This is a genomic window from Companilactobacillus nantensis DSM 16982, from assembly GCF_001435815.1.
In the GTDB taxonomy this organism is placed as follows: Bacteria; Bacillota; Bacilli; order Lactobacillales; family Lactobacillaceae; genus Companilactobacillus; species Companilactobacillus nantensis.
Genome location: NZ_AZFV01000017.1, coordinates 1 through 15,426, shown reverse-complemented (window position 1 = coordinate 15,426; position 15,426 = coordinate 1). Strand labels below are relative to the sequence as shown.

11 protein-coding genes are annotated in these 15,426 nt (G+C 36.7%); 7 read left to right on the top strand and 4 right to left on the bottom strand.

The window, feature by feature from the left end; genetic code table 11:
* Positions 1-132 precede the first annotated feature (132 nt).
* A complete protein-coding gene (locus FD31_RS08265; RefSeq protein ID WP_162258545.1) occupies positions 133-2,115 on the bottom strand; it encodes an Ig-like domain-containing protein in 1,983 nt (660 codons plus the stop codon).
* A 420-nt stretch (positions 2,116-2,535) separates the two neighbouring features.
* On the opposite strand from FD31_RS08265, the gene FD31_RS08260 reads away from it, so the two are divergent.
* From FD31_RS08260 to FD31_RS08245, 4 genes are all read left to right on the top strand, one after another.
* Positions 2,536-3,510 carry a MucBP domain-containing protein gene (locus tag FD31_RS08260; RefSeq protein ID WP_164480490.1) on the top strand — a complete coding sequence of 325 codons (975 nt, stop codon included), beginning with the start codon at positions 2,536-2,538 and terminating at the stop codon, positions 3,508-3,510.
* Between the two features lie 135 nt (positions 3,511-3,645).
* Positions 3,646-3,882 (top strand): hypothetical protein, encoded by a 237-nt coding sequence (locus FD31_RS08255; protein WP_057892301.1) that lies wholly within the window; start codon positions 3,646-3,648, stop codon positions 3,880-3,882.
* 211 nt (positions 3,883-4,093) lie between these two features.
* Positions 4,094-4,660: a cadmium resistance transporter gene (locus FD31_RS08250; protein ID WP_057892300.1), complete on the top strand. Its 567-nt coding sequence runs from the start codon at positions 4,094-4,096 to the stop codon at positions 4,658-4,660.
* 51 nt (positions 4,661-4,711) lie between these two features.
* Positions 4,712-5,047 (top strand): ArsR/SmtB family transcription factor, encoded by a 336-nt coding sequence (locus FD31_RS08245; protein WP_057892299.1) that lies wholly within the window; start codon positions 4,712-4,714, stop codon positions 5,045-5,047.
* Positions 5,048-5,090: 43 nt separating this feature from the next.
* Here FD31_RS08245 and FD31_RS08240 read toward each other — a convergent pair whose 3' ends face one another.
* From FD31_RS08240 to FD31_RS08230, 3 genes are all read right to left on the bottom strand, one after another.
* On the bottom strand, positions 5,091-6,023 hold the full coding sequence (locus tag FD31_RS08240; RefSeq protein WP_057892298.1) for an AEC family transporter: 933 nt from the start codon (positions 6,021-6,023) through the stop codon (positions 5,091-5,093).
* Between the two features lie 445 nt (positions 6,024-6,468).
* On the bottom strand, positions 6,469-7,749 hold the full coding sequence (rpoN, locus tag FD31_RS08235) for an RNA polymerase factor sigma-54 (protein ID WP_057892297.1): 1,281 nt from the start codon (positions 7,747-7,749) through the stop codon (positions 6,469-6,471).
* Between the two features lie 131 nt (positions 7,750-7,880).
* Complete coding sequence (locus FD31_RS08230; protein ID WP_057892296.1) at positions 7,881-8,471, bottom strand: TetR/AcrR family transcriptional regulator; 591 nt, start codon at positions 8,469-8,471, stop codon at positions 7,881-7,883.
* 152 nt (positions 8,472-8,623) lie between these two features.
* Between FD31_RS08230 and FD31_RS08225 the strand changes: the two genes are divergently transcribed.
* From FD31_RS08225 to FD31_RS08215, 3 genes are all read left to right on the top strand, one after another.
* On the top strand, positions 8,624-11,182 hold the full coding sequence (locus FD31_RS08225; RefSeq protein ID WP_057892295.1) for a YhgE/Pip domain-containing protein: 2,559 nt from the start codon (positions 8,624-8,626) through the stop codon (positions 11,180-11,182).
* Positions 11,183-11,739: 557 nt separating this feature from the next.
* On the top strand, positions 11,740-14,322 hold the full coding sequence (locus tag FD31_RS08220; protein WP_057892294.1) for an LPXTG cell wall anchor domain-containing protein: 2,583 nt from the start codon (positions 11,740-11,742) through the stop codon (positions 14,320-14,322).
* 628 nt (positions 14,323-14,950) lie between these two features.
* Complete coding sequence (locus tag FD31_RS08215; protein ID WP_057892293.1) at positions 14,951-15,376, top strand: SLAP domain-containing protein; 426 nt, start codon at positions 14,951-14,953, stop codon at positions 15,374-15,376.
* Positions 15,377-15,426 lie beyond the last annotated feature (50 nt).

Here is a 15,426-nt window from a genome sequence, read left to right as displayed (position 1 = left end):
TTTTTCTCCTAAATGTACATTTTGGATATATTAAACATCTTTCTTATTCTAATGTCGAAAATTTAGAATCAAAAAAAGTAGTTATGAGAAAGTTTATTTCAACTTTTCATAACTACTTTTTTACTTAAATTTCTAAACACTATCGGAGATTGTCCAACTCAAGGTTGTTTTGTATGTTCCTGCAACGTTTAGTTTCGATTGGAGATATAACAGAATTCCATTATCTTTGTCCCAACCAAGTGAGAGTAGTTCTTCATCCTTTTTGGTTGTAGCAACGACTGCTGGTTTTTCTAACAAATCAGTATAATCTCCATCTTTATAAAAACGTAGATTTCCAGCAAATACATCCCCTGTCTTGGTTTGTAGAGGTGCGTCTTGAGAAACAGTTACTGTTAGTGGTTCTTTATTACGACGCATGTCTTCCAGTTCCATCATATTATTTGGCAAGTTCAATTCATCTTGACGTGCCAATGTCTTTCCTGTACCTACGCTATTAATCGTTCCATAATCAATATCTCTAACTTTGCTTACTACAACAGAGTTAGTTGTATAATTCAATGTCTCATCATTACCAAATTTTTGATATGTATTGTTGTCATCATTTTTACCTGTGATATACGGTACTGATGTATAGCTTGTCTTGGAATCAATTCCGGATACTGTCGTGTTAACTTCAATTGAATGGCTTTCATTTATTTTGAAATTTAAACCTGAGATAACTAAATCGTCACTATTTGTGTCATCGTTTGCAACAGTTTCATAATCAGTTGTATCTTTTCCATCAACTTTAACACTCGTAACTTGAGTCCCTTTACGTAAAGGCAACGTATATTTAGCATCTTTCAAAGTTCCCGAAGTACTTTCATTTTTAACGGTATCGGTATACTTGATTGAATCACCGTTGTTAACGCCAAACAATACTGTATCCGTATTATTATTATCTTTATAAGTTTCATTACTCAAAGTATTTGTTAGAGATAAATCCGGTCCACCTTCTGGTAAAACGTGTAAATAAGCATCAGCTGTCGTGTACGAATATGTCTTACCATTATACTTAACTTGTACGATAGCTAAGAAAATCGTCCCATCATCATCCAAAGTGGTCTCTGGTGTTGTGTATGAAAGTGCCTGTGGATTATCCTTTTGAATTTGCGTTCTGGAGTGAGTTATTGGATCTTCTTTGTACCATTTAACTGTGTATTCACTATTACCATCACTATCGTCCTCATCATCATCGTCTAAATCACCGACGTTACCACGAAGGTCAAAGGTAGCTGTATTTCCGGCATGGACTGTTTGATCTTCTAGCCCGCCACCAATCGTAATTTTTGTTGAACCCTGAATATCATCACCAATTGGATTGTGCATAGTAGCAGTGACAGTTAAATCACCACCCAGTCGATTTGTATTAGCCGTAATCAACCCAGTTTCTGAATCGATTGTTGCTAAGTTAGTATCGTCCACACTCCAAGTAACCGTACCTGTAAAATTGGCTGGTATTGGAGTTGCATGGGCGTATGTTTCAGTATTAACGATATCATTAACTGAATTGTACAAATAATCGTCATCAGTAGTTACTTTTACATCTTCAGCGTCAACCGGTTCTGGCACTGTATTAACTGTTGCTACATTGGAATACAATTGTTTATTCCTAGTGAAGCCAATCCAGTCTGTCCAATAAGTATTTAATTGATAATATGTTGTCCCAACTTCACTTGGAGTTAAAGGTAAGGTATTTTTAGTTCCTGATTCTTTGCTAGATACCTTGGACCAGTTTTTCCCATCAGTTGATTTATACCACTGATAACTTCGATTAGGGTAAGGTATTCCCCAAACCAATTGAGCTGCCAAAGATCTTCTCGCATCCGCATAAATACTTTTCGTCTGACCAAGCTCAATATATGTCTGCTCAGCTGGTTGTAAAATATAGCCACTTCTAGTACGTAGTCCTAAGAATGAACTAGCATCACCACTTGGTTTTTTATATGGCGTTACCACTGTCGTCTCCGCATCGTCAGCTTTTACTTGTTTATATCTTTGATTGAACGAAGAGGCAGATAATAAGGAAATAAATATAAGTATAATTAACCAACGTTTTTTTGATTTCCGCATCATTAAACCCCTTACATTATTTATGTATAAAAAGTATATCATCAGACAATTCGTCAATATTATCAGTTTCTATAATTATATCTTTGCTAAAATGATTTAACTTATAAGAAAGATTATTTGACTTTTAATGAAATATATAAACTAACAGGTGCAAATATGCCACTTTTAGATTAATTAATATTCCAGTCACGACCTATCTAGAAAAAACTGGAATCAATTCAATAGTTTTCTGGACGACATAAAATAGAAATGTTTAAAATTTTCTTTACTCTTTGTTAGGTTTCTTTTAAATATCTTTAAGATACCTATATAAAGGCGATTCGGGGATTTTTTTCATGTTAGAATGACACTAATTTAATGTTAGAAGGGATTATTATGGGAAATAAGAATACGCACCGCTTTTCCCATAACGGGGAAAGAACTATGGAAAATAATGTACTCTCACCTAAAGTCAAAAAAATAGCTCGCGATGATGTTAAAATCAAAGTTCACTATGTTGACTCACTTAGCCAAGAAATCGCCGAACCAACTACGATCAAGGGACATTATTTAGATAAGCTAGATATTCCTTGGCAAGAAATTCCAGGATATGTTTTGTCATCAGTGACTAATTTCCAACAAACATTTATCCCTAATTCTGACGGAATCTATCTAGTTTATGCGAGTCAGTTATCTGCTCCTGTTATCGTTTATCACCGCAATACCGACGGTAACTTGATTTCTGATCCACAATATCTTGAAGGCGATTTGAACCGTCAATTCGACACTAAACCGCTTGAAGAAGCTGACCATTTCTTAGTTCACTCACCAAGAAAAGCTAACGGTCAATTTACTTCACACGTTCAAGAACAAGAATACGTTTATAATGTTTTGCCAACGAAAGATTACAAGATCAATAAAAACTTGTTTGTTGAAACGACTAATAATGTTCACGTCTTCAGCAAGCCTTTAAGCAAGAATCCACTTGAAAAAACATTGCCTTATGGAACAACTTGGAAAGTTTACCGTGCTGTTCAAGAAACTTATAACAGTACAATTTGGTACAACCTCGGTGGCAACACTTGGATTCCTACGACAGAAAGCATTAAAACTCGTGTAATCAAACAAACTTCGCCACGCCAAGAAATGCTAAACAGTCCTCTAGCTGAAACGGCTAGCAATATCAGCTACACCTACTCAGTTATCGACCAAATGCCAATCAAGCGTTCAGTTAAAGTAATGTACTACCAAGACCAATACATCACAGCTTGGAAAACACCTTATGGTGACATGGATAATCAACGTTATCGTGGTGGTCAAAATGTTTTCGTTAAGCAAATTGTCCAACTAGACAACTACAGTGTCTGGGCTGAATTGAGTGATGGTTATTATATTGAAAGTAAATATTTGAACTTGTAAAAAAAAGACGTCAAACTCATGTCTAACATGGATTTGCGCCTTTTTTTGTTCCAAAAAATGGTATAATGTAAGCGTATACAAAACGTGGGGTGTTAATGAGGAAGATTTGCGCTCGGCTTCAAAGGAGAGATTATTATGGAACACAAAGAAAACGAAACAGAAGAATTGATCGGTCTGGTTGTAATTTATATTTTTGCGTTCGTGGCGGTATTCTTGGGCCTCTTCGCCCTCTACTTCCACCTTACGACCGATATGTCAGTCGCCTGGATGATTAAACTGTTATTCGTCGATTTGACCTTGATGATTGTTGCCATCCTTAAGCCTTTGTTTGATATTACTGTGGAGTTCTTTCATGACAGCTTAAAGGGGTAACCGGAAGCTAATTTATTCAATATTATGTATATATCAACTTAAAATGAATAATCAAATTATTTCCAAATAAGTAGGAAATAATTTGATTATTTTTTTGTTTACTGGAGTAACTTATCGACTGATTTTTTATTGCAAATATTAATGGTGGTTGTATTATATATGTTGTATATAACATATGTTACCTATAACATGTATCTTTAGGAGGCTTTCTTTGAATTATTGGATTTTAGCTTTAACTTTTTTAAGTGTTAATTTAGATTTTTTCTTCATGTTAATTTTTTTACTCAAGAAGTATAAATTATCTCATGTCATGCTGGGTTACTTGCTGGGAAATATTATCCTATTAACTGCCAGTTTTGTTGTTGGTAAAGCTTTGGCTGCTTTTATGCCAGAATGGATTTTAGGTATCTTAGGTATCCTGCCTATCTACATGGCTTTTCATGACGATGACGATGTGGATAATCAAAAAGCCACTCGTAAATCAGAAACTATTAGTACTCTGATTACCTACTTATCAGTTTGTGCTGGTTGTAATCTTTCTATTTTCCTGCCTGTTTTAGTTGGTGAAACGATTCCTAATTTTTTCATTACACTCTTATTTATTGGTACTTTAACTATTTTGGTTGTTCTCTTAATCAAAATAGTCGCTGACATCCCTGCTGTTTCGAAAGTCATGGAAGCTCACGGTGAGAAGTTGATGAAAGTTTGTTACGTGCTAATCGGTTTGTACGTCTTCTGGGACAGTGGTTTAGTTAGCCACCTTATTGCCTTATTCTAAGCTTTTTCTGCTGTATACTAGATGTAATTACATTGCAAAGGACTTATAACAATGGCTAAAGAAGAGCAAGTAAAATTGATTGATTCAAAACATTTGATTGAATCGGAACGAATCTTTAAATTATTGAGTAACCCCAACCGTTTACAGATGTTAAAGTTATTAGAAGACAATACTTTGAACGTCAATGAAATCGGTCAAATGCTTAATTTAGAGCAATCAGTTGTTTCCCACCAATTATCAATTTTAAAAAAACATCAGCTAGTTAGTTCTGAAAAAAAAGGTAAATTTAATTATTATCGGCTAGATGATCCACATATTTTGGACGTTATTAACGAAATGCTCGAACACGCTGATCACGTTATTCGTGGCAAAAAACATGGTGAATGAAAAAAGTTATCAATCCTTAAATGAATTGATAACTTTTTTGTTTTTATATCAGATTTCCTAAAGCAAACACTAACGGAATCGTAATTAAACTTAAAATAGTTGATAAACTCATCAACGAAATGGCTGGAGCAGTATCCCCGTCAACCTGCAAGGTAAACAGTACAACTAGCCCTGCAACTGGACAAGCTGCCATGACAACGGTGGTATAAAAGGCAATTCCTGTCACGCCGATAACTTTCAATAACACGATTCCAATAATTGGGAACAATAAATTTCTTAATAAAATCGTCAAGCCAATTTCTTTATTCAACATATCACGACTAAATTTGATATTTGCCAAACTGTTACCAATGACAATCATTGAAAGAGGCGTATTAATAGACCCAACATATTTAATGACTTGATTTGGTGTAGCTGGGATTTTAATTGAGAAGATAAATAATAAAATACCTAGAAAAATAGCAATAATATTAGGATTTAACAACACTTGACGCCAATCAGTTTTCTCGACTGTTCCATTATCATTATCTTTGAACAATGAAACTCCCTGTGTCCAACTGAAAATATTGAACGCTGCCAATGACACGACGGCGAAGAAAACACCCTCAGAGCCAAATAATGAACTAATTAGTGGTATCCCCATGAAGCCAGCATTTGAATAAATACTGCCATACTGGGCAATTCGTCGTAAATTTTGATTCTTCAAACGTCCAAAGACTAATTTAGCAACAATAATCTCAATGATATATAGCAAAAAGACACCCGCAATAGCCAATAAAAATTGTTTGATTCGGCTACCAGAATATGGTTGTTCAAAAGCATTAATAATCAAACATGGTGAAACAATGTACAATAATACGTTTGTTAAATCACTCGACGTCTGTGAATGCATAAATTTTAATTTATTAATTAAAACCCCAACTAGCATTAAACAAAACATCAAAACGATTTGATTGATCAATTGTCCAATATTCATATAATGTACTCCCCTCGGTTAGTTCATTATACAAATATTTCGTGCCAAAAAGAAAGAGTGTAAGAAAACATGGTTAGTTTTCGAGTATTTGGGCAAAAAAAATACTAGTAATCCGATTTCATTCTGAACTGCTAGTATTTTTTGGTTTATATATTCAGTGGCTCTAAAACGAGCTACGGCAGGGTAACTCCTTCCGCTTTGCCTAACTTCCCAAATCATCCGCAAAGTACGCGGATAATTCGTGAAGTCATGCAAATGCTCGGGAGTTGACCACCCTGCCTTCGCTCTCTAACTAAAACGAGTTTCAGGCGACAGATTCCTGTGCATTTCTACGCTCCCCAAATCATCCGCAAAATACGCTCCCCAAATCATCCGCAAAATACGCGGATAATTCGGAGAGCTAGGAAATTGCTCGGAATCTAAGCGGTCGCCTTACACTCTCTAACTAAATTCGACGGCGACTAGTCGATGGGTAACCCAACTGCTCACGATACTTGGCTACGGTTCTTCTAGCAATTTGCAAACCATCATCTTTAAACATATCGGAAATCTTTTGGTCACTCAAAGGCTTCTTTTTATCCTCAGCATCCAAGATTCCTTTGAGTTTATTCTTCACTTGATCAACTGATTGATCCTCACCCACAGTTACTTTACTGCGACGTGAGAAGAATTGTTTCAATTCAAAGATACCAAAATCAGTTTGGATATATTTACCATTAATTGTTCGACTGACTGTTGACTCGCTCATTTGAAGTTTTTGAGCCACATCCCGAATCAACAATGGTGCCAATGATTCAGTTTCTTGCATAAAGAATTTATACTGATTCTTCACAATGCATTTACCGATAATGGAAACAGTGTCGATTCGACGTTGTAAGTTATATTCCAAGGTTTGATATTGATTATATTTATCTCGAATATACTTCTTAACGTCTTCGTCAGTAGATTTAACTAAATTGTCATAAGTTTCTTCCGCAAAGATCAATTGTGGTTGACCATATTTAGTAATTGATAATGTTAATTTATCGCCATTCTTCTTCACGGCTAATTCCGGTACAACGTATTGTTCATTTTGTGATGTATAACGCTGTCCAGGGTTAGCTGATAACGATTGAATAAAGTTAATATCTTCTTGCAAATCAGTGTTGGACAATTTCAAAGCACGTTTTAACTTTTTCCATTCATGCTTAGTAAATAAATCAAAATTATCACTCAACATTGACATAACAGCCTTATCAGCATTGTCTGCCTCAGCTTGTAAATAAAGACATTCTTGTAAATCACGAGCCCCTATCCCGGGAGGATCGAGTTGATGCAATAAAGTCTTCGCATCCAGCAACATAATTGGTGTGATATCGTCTACTTCTTCAAAAATTTCTTCATCTGATAATGTTAAATAACCGTTTGGGTCAAGTTGCTCAATTAAATAAACAACTAAATCACGCAACGGAGTTTTCCGCATTGTCAGCTGGACTTGGTCCAACAAATATTCAAACAACGACTGTTGCTCATCCTTAATTTGATATGAACCACTACCCTCATTATCGATAAATGGCATATCCAAATTGACCCGTACATCAAAGAGTGGATTTTCCAAACTTTGTTCATTCAAATAATCAGCCAAATCAATGGCATCCGATTGCAAAATTAAAATTGATTGCCGCATTCCTTGCGTTAAAGACAACCCTTGAACTTGTTTTTGATTTAAATTCTGTTTAAGTTCCATCAGGTTCCCTCCCCTCTATTAATTAGTAAATTAGAAATCATCAGACTAATTGTCTATTAAAAGCGTTTCCAACATAATAACTACTATAATGATAGCGCTTTTTTATTAATTTGTATTTATTCTAAAAAAATTTATTTTCTTATATTTCTTTCAACATCAATAAAGGAGCTTAGTCCACTGGAATCAAGTCGAATCAAACGGTCTCGAAACTCATTTCTTTCAAGGTTCATCCGATCACCATTATAAATTCGAAACAGCATCATAGTATTCCGAATCAAAAAGTTAGCACAGACAAACGAATCTAATTTGGAAATATCAAAATCCTTATAAATTGCCTCTGATAAACCTTTTGCTAACTTGGTTTCCACTTTCCGTGCAAGAAAACTGTAGTCGTCTGAAGTCATCATGATGGTATAAAACTCTCGTGATTCTTGGAAAAAATCTAAAACTTTGTCAAAAATAAAACCTGGTTCAGCTAATCCTTGTCGCAATGGTTTCTCCATCATCAATTGCAATAATTTATCAGCAATTTCATCCACCACAGTATCGGAAAAATCTTCAATTGAATCGTAATGTAGATAAAACGTCTTGCGATTAATATGTGCTGTTTCTGTCAGTTCCTTAACCGTAATATTTCGATAGCTCGTTGTGCTAGCCAACTGCCGAAATGCCTGTTGCAAAGCCAAATTAGTTTTCTGAACTCTAAGATCAACTTTTTTCATTCTTTCTCACCTGATTATGTTTTTCAAAGATATTACACACATTGTGGATTTATGTTGTGGATTTGAAATTATTTTGCGTTATTATTTAAGCCACAGTTGTGTATTATTATTTTTCAAGACAACTATAACATATTTTCCAAAGGAGCAAACCTATGATTAAAGCAGAATGGAAATACATAGCAAAGCACAAATTAATGGTCATCGTATTCGCAGTTATGATTTTTATTCCATCAATTTATTCGGTCACGTTCCTGAAATCAATGTGGAACCCTTACGGAGAACTGCAAAATCTCCCAGTAGCGGTTGTTAATCACGATAAAAATGTTAATTATCAGGGAACAAAATTAAAAGTTGGACAGGATTTAACCAAAAGCCTCAGTCAATCTACTGCAATGGATTTTCACATTCTGGATTCAAGCATTGCTGCCAACAAAGGCTTGTCGGATGGTAAATACTACATGGTCATTACTATCCCCAAGAATTTCTCAAAAAATGCCACGACTTTACTCGACAAAAAACCACAGAAAATGGTATTAAACTACGAAACAAGCGCTGGTCATAACTTTACAGCTTCCAAAATGACTGCTCAGGCCGCTCAAAAAGCTGCTCAATCCGTCTCCGAACAAGTTACAAAGACTTATTCCAAAACCATGTTCAATTCCATTAAACAAGTATCTAAAGGAATGCATACGGCAGCAACTGGCAGTCAAAAGTTAGCTACTGGTGGCACAAAAGTTGAAAGTTCCAATCAACAAATTACTAATGGCTTAAATACTTTATCTAAAAGTTCTTTAACCTTTGCAAGTGGAACTAAAACTTTGAATCAAGGCCTCAACCAATACATTGCCGGTGTCAATCAAGTATCATCTGGTTCTCAGACATTGAGTAATGGTCTAAATCAACTCAACAATAAATCTAATAGCTTAGCTAATGGTGTCAGTAAATTAAATAACGGTGGACTAGCTTTAACATCTGGTCTTCAAAACTACACGACAGGTGTAGCTTCTGTTAATTCTGCTGCTGGCACCTTGAATTCCGGTGCTACTGCTTTAGGAAATGGTACTAGCCAACTATCAGATAGTGCCAATACATTGAACTCTGGCTTGTCACAATTACACACAGCTAGTCAGGATTTGACTACTAACCTTCAAAAAGTCAGCTCTGGTTTAAATACCAATTCCAGTCAACTGGACGATTCGATTGCAAACATGAAAAAACAATTAACTGACAATAGTTCTACACAGGCTCAAACGATTAAAACTGATTTAACTAATCTGCAACAAGCTATTAGTGATCAAAATGAGACAACAACAAGTAAAATTTCTCAAGTAGCTGATCAGCAAGGTTTAACAGCTACACAAAAAAGTGCGATTTTAACAGCTGTTAATAGTTCAAATAGCGATGGCTTAACTAAAGCCGCTAATACCCTAAGCTCAGATATCAATGATTTAATGGCAACACAAGCCACTGCCGCAACCCAACTAAATACGCTTCAAGCAACAATTGGTTCATCTCAAAACGACTTATCCACCGTTATTGCACAACTAGCTACAGGTTCCTCACAATTAACTACCCAATTAGGTACTGTTGCAGGAGGAATGTCCCAACTAAACTCAGGTATCACCGATATCAATGCCAATACTTCCAAATTAGCTCAAGGTACTAATCAATTAAGTTCTGGGACAAATCAATTGGCCAATAATGGCTCGGCCTTAACTAGTGGTGCTAATTCTTTGAGTAGTGGTATCAGTCAAATGAACTCGCAAATGCCAAGCTTAACTTCGGGAGTCAACCAATTAGCAACTGGAGCTACTAGCTTGAATGGTGGCATCAATCAGTTAGTTTCCAAAGGTTCACAGTTAACCAGTGGTGCCAGTCAACTAACTAACGGTGCAACCCAAATTGCTTCCGGTTCTCAAACTTTAGCCACAGGTTCTGCACAATTAGGAACTGGGGTTAACCAAATTACTTCTGGCAACCAAACATTGACGAACCAATTAGCACAGGGAGCTAAAAAATCTAATATCAAGGCTACCAACCTAACCTACGATCAAATTGCTCAACCAGCAACAACTAAGCATACGGAACGTGACGATGCCCCTAATAACGGAACCGGCATGGCGCCATATATGTTGTCCGTTTCCCTCTTCGTTGGAGCCCTCGCCTTCAATCTCATGTTTGACATTTATACACCAAGAAAGTTTCCTAGAACAGGTATCGCTTGGTGGGCAAGTAAAGCTACGACAACTGGTGTCTTTGCCTTAGGTGAATCACTTGCTGTCTTCATTTTATTAAGTTTAATTGATGGTTTAGCACCCGTGCAATCATTTCCAACGTTTGTCGTTTTATTACTAACCAGCTGCATGTTTATGTCAATTGTTTGTTGGTTGAACTTAGTCTTGGGAAAAGTCGGTTCATTCCTCAGTATGATTTTATTAGTCTTTCAACTAGGTGGATCAGCCGGAACTTATCCAATTCAACTATCAAACAACTTTTTCAACGCCATTCATCCCTACTTACCAATGAGTTATAGCGTTGCTGCTTTGAGACAAACTTTAATGATTGGTGATTCTGCCATCCCAGATATAATGATTATCTTATCAATCACCCTCGCCTTTATCTTGTTAACAATTATTTTCTTCATCATCAGAAAATCGCGGTTCAACGAAATAGATTTCACGAAAGAATCCGCCGAATATTCTGAGGTTTAGTCAGATAATTCATCTGCTTACAATCTATCTTGACTACAAAATATATAGAATACACTTAGTACTAGTTAAATGTTCTGTGGAGGTTGTAATAATCCGCCTCCAGAAGCAAGAAATTTAGATTCATAAAAAAACTTCAGTCGGAAGAATCGAGAATAGTTACTGGCTGTGAATGTGGTGTAAGTGCTTTAGCACTTACACCACCGGGCGTGTTTGGAGACTTGCTTGCGAGGCTTCACACCGAGGTATGAGACCTTGGCTCAGACTGGTCCGCATAGCATAGCCAGTAACTATTTCTCGATTCTGGAGACGGCATATTAAACTACAAAAACAAAAAGTCTTAAAATCAGCAGATAATATGTCTGATGATTTTAAGACTTTTTTCTTGCCTATTTAAAATTGGTATATATTAAAAATGTTGATATACCAGTATAAAATATTAAATGGTTAATTTAGTTTACTTTCTACCACCTTAGGCCATATAATTTCGGCGTAATAGCGAATAAGGATATTACATTCTAAATAAATAATTTACTCCATTCTTACTGGAGGCCTGAAAAATGAAATTAATAAAAAGAGAACTGATGGCTATGTCGTTAATTGGTATAGCTATTGTAGGCCTATTCATTGCCTTCTGGTTTCTGATTATGCCGAACGCACAAATTGTTGAGGCGGCAACAACTTCTCCACCAATTACTGCCACTACAGCGACATCTCCGCCAGTAACTAGTAGCAGCAGCGCTCTAAAGAGTCTCACGACTACCACAAAAACTGCTCCGCCTGTAACTAGCCCCGTTGCTAGTACGACTAAAACGGCAGCTCCTGTGATCAACACTGTTGCTTCTACAACTAAAACTACCACAGCAACAATCAGCACCGTCGATACGACACCTAAAGCTGAACTTATAGTTTCAGGTTTAACTGGTAAAGATGCCGTCATTACCGATATGAAAGGGAATCCGGTTGATCCTTCAAGTAATCTCTACAGTTGGGAGAATTTCAATATCAATTACAACTGGAATATTCCTGACGGTGAAAAAATCAACAGTGGCGATACTGTAACATTTGAACTTCCTAGTGGTATCACAAAAGTAAATGATTTAACATTCCCAATTTATGATTCAAACAACGTTCAAATCGGTACTGCTTCCATCAAAGCTGGTCAAACGACTGGTACAATCACTTTTAACGATGCTTTATCTAATACTACCAAAAATCGTCATGGTACCTTATCATTCATTGCTAAAGGTTCTAATAACGGCGATGGTAACGACGGTAGCAATTGGATGTTCAATAAAAATGGTTGGATTTCCGGCTACGCTATGACCGAAACTTCCGGAAAAGTTCCAAATGAATTAGCTTGGAACCTTGCTTTTAATCCAAACAGTCAGACTTTAACAAATGTTGTTCTTACTGATACGCTTGGCCCTAACCAAGAATATATCCCTGGTTCATTGACAGCAATGGCCGGATCGTTTGTAAATGGCAGTTTCCAAAGTAATGGTCAACAACTATCTCCGACTGTTACAACTAGTGGTAACAAGGTTATTATTACATTCCCTGGTACCATTACTACGGCTGTTGACATTTACTATACCGTCAGAGTAATCGATCCTAATCTGAGCGGTACAAACACTTGGACAAACCATGCCACAATGGGTTCAAGTGAAGGTGAACATACGGTTGACTCTTCAACTTCTTGGGGTGGTTCCGGTACAGGTGGCGGCGAACCAGATACTGGTTCAATTACTTTAACCAAAACTGATGTCACAACTGGTAAAGTTTTAGCTGGTGCTATCTATGAACTAAAAGATAGCAAAGGCAATGTTGTTGACTCAGCTATTACAACTGACGCAGATGGTCAAATAAGAATTAACGACTTACCTTACGGCAGCTACACCTTAACTGAAGTTAAAGCTCCTGATGGATATGTTCTAAACTCTACACCAATCGAAATTACCATTCCTGATAATGATAAAGTTGATGTCAGTGCTGAACAAAAAGATACACCTGAAAAAGGCGCTGTCATTCTAAAGAAAATCGATGCTTTATACGGAGACACAATTGCCGGAGCAACCTTTAACTTGCTTGATAAAGATGGCAACGTAATCAAAGAAAATCTTGTCACAGATGGTGAGGGCGAAATTGCTATCACCGATTTAGCACCTGGCGAATATCAATTTGTTGAAACAAAGCCCGCTGCAGGATATTTACCTAGCAATACACCAATTCCATTCACTGTGGTTGCTGGTCAAACAACACCTATTGAATTAACTAAACTCAATAATCCAATTTTGTCTGACTTCGATACTGGTAGTGTTGTTTTTACTAAATATGGTGCTACATTACAAACTCCTTTACCCGGAGCAGTTTATGATTTACTAGATAGCAACAAAGACGTTATGTTAGTTGATTTAAAAACTAATGCAGATGGTAAATTTACAATCCCTAGCCTTATGGCTGGCGACTATTACTTTGTTGAAACAAAAGCCCCTGACGGTTATGAACTTAATACAACTCCTATTAAGTTCACAATTACCAAAGATCAGGAAGCTCAGGTAACAGCCACAGACAAGCCAACACCTACTGAACCTGGTGTTACTGAACCCGGTGAACCAAAACCTCCCGTTACTAACCCTGGCCCTACCGAACCCGGTAAGCCAAAGCCTCCTGTTACTAACCCTGGCCCTACCGAACCTGGTAAACCAAAACCTCCTGTTACTAACCCTGGCCCTACTGAACCCGGTAAACCAAAGCCTCCTGTTACTAACCCTGGTCCTACCGAACCTGGTAAACCAAAACCTCCCGTTACTAACCCCGGTCCTACCGAACCCGGTAAACCAAAACCTCCTGTTACTAACCCTGGTCCTACTGAACCAAGCAAACCTACACCTCCTGTCACAAATCCTAGTGAACCCGCTAAACCAAGTCCAAATCCTGGTCCTAGCGTAGTTTATCCTTCGACTGACAACAATGGCAGCTCATCAAGTGTTGGAACAATGCCTAACGCAAACACAGGTATTGGTTATGGCAAGGACAAGTTACCTCAGACTGGTAATGAAAATAACTTACTCTTGATTATCGGTGGTTTCTTCCTAGCATTACTTGTTGTGCTAAAACACTGGATCAAGAAATTAAGTTAATAAAACGGAAGTACGACGAAACATAGTCAACTTTCAATCACTAAAGCAAAAGAACCTAGTAATCCGATTTTGGATTGCTGGGTTCTTTGTTGTAATGCATAAAAAAAACTACTTTTCTTTGCAGTCTCTTTTGTATAACGTGCCGTGCTAGTTGATTTATAGCCACCAATTTAAATTATGCATATGATTTATTTTTTGTCATAACTTGATATGTATCTAAAAATTAAAAATTTCTAAATCGTCTTTAAGTTTCGATACTCCAATAATTCGGAATCAAAAAAGCCGAATAAACTAGCCGGAAGGAACAAGAATTTAGGTCGCTGTGAAGGTGGCGTTAGAGCTTTAGATCTTACACCACGGGACGAGTTTTGAAACTCGCGTATTTTTGCGAGGTTCAAAATCGAGATTTGAGACCGCTCTTTGGCTCGAATCGGTCCCCCGACCTAAATTTCTTGTTCCTGGAGGTGGCATATTTAACTAGCACAACGCGATTGTATACTGAATGGCTACACGCCAAACACGACATTCAGTTTCCGATAAGTTATGATATTTTTTGATAACAGGATATTAATTATTCTAGTTATTGTTGAAAAGACATTTTATTAAAATATCTAAGAAGGTAGAACTTATGAAATTAACACAAAAGACACTACTTTTAACTTCTCTATTAGTAATTGGTACAGGCGTAACAAGCATCCCTGCACTAACTGACACTGTTCAAGCTGCAACAACGACATCATACAAAAATCTAACGCCACAAGGCTTTTACTATCGTCTATCGAAAGATGAATTCGTCAAGGCTAGTGATATTAAAATTTTAACTAAAGACACTCAAACTGATGACAGTATGATTGAAACGGCATCTCCCAATGATTTCCGTCTGGAAACAACGACAACAGCACACATTTATAACCAAAAGGGACAAAAGCTGTCTAAGACCTTATCTCAAGGAACCGTTTGTTCTATTGGTAGTCAAGATGCCTTTACACAAAGCACCTATTACAAGACTTCCGCAGACAAATTAACACAAGTTAATGACAGTACTTGGCTTTAAACATATAAACGATAACTTTTTCTGCTTAGTAAATATCCACCAGCTTAGCT

Excerpts from the sequence above, each read along its gene's own strand:
- FD31_RS08265 (WP_162258545.1), bottom strand. The coding sequence starts at position 2,115 with ATGATGCGGAAATCAAAAAAACGTTGGTTAATTATACTTATATTTATT.
- FD31_RS08260 (WP_164480490.1), top strand. The coding sequence starts at position 2,536 with ATGGAAAATAATGTACTCTCACCTAAAGTCAAAAAAATAGCTCGCGAT.
- FD31_RS08255 (WP_057892301.1), top strand. The coding sequence starts at position 3,646 with ATGGAACACAAAGAAAACGAAACAGAAGAATTGATCGGTCTGGTTGTA.
- FD31_RS08245 (WP_057892299.1), top strand. The coding sequence starts at position 4,712 with ATGGCTAAAGAAGAGCAAGTAAAATTGATTGATTCAAAACATTTGATT.
- FD31_RS08240 (WP_057892298.1), bottom strand. The coding sequence starts at position 6,023 with ATGAATATTGGACAATTGATCAATCAAATCGTTTTGATGTTTTGTTTA.
- rpoN (WP_057892297.1), bottom strand. The coding sequence starts at position 7,749 with ATGGAACTTAAACAGAATTTAAATCAAAAACAAGTTCAAGGGTTGTCT.
- FD31_RS08230 (WP_057892296.1), bottom strand. The coding sequence starts at position 8,471 with ATGAAAAAAGTTGATCTTAGAGTTCAGAAAACTAATTTGGCTTTGCAA.
- FD31_RS08225 (WP_057892295.1), top strand. The coding sequence starts at position 8,624 with ATGATTAAAGCAGAATGGAAATACATAGCAAAGCACAAATTAATGGTC.
- FD31_RS08220 (WP_057892294.1), top strand. The coding sequence starts at position 11,740 with ATGAAATTAATAAAAAGAGAACTGATGGCTATGTCGTTAATTGGTATA.
- FD31_RS08215 (WP_057892293.1), top strand. The coding sequence starts at position 14,951 with ATGAAATTAACACAAAAGACACTACTTTTAACTTCTCTATTAGTAATT.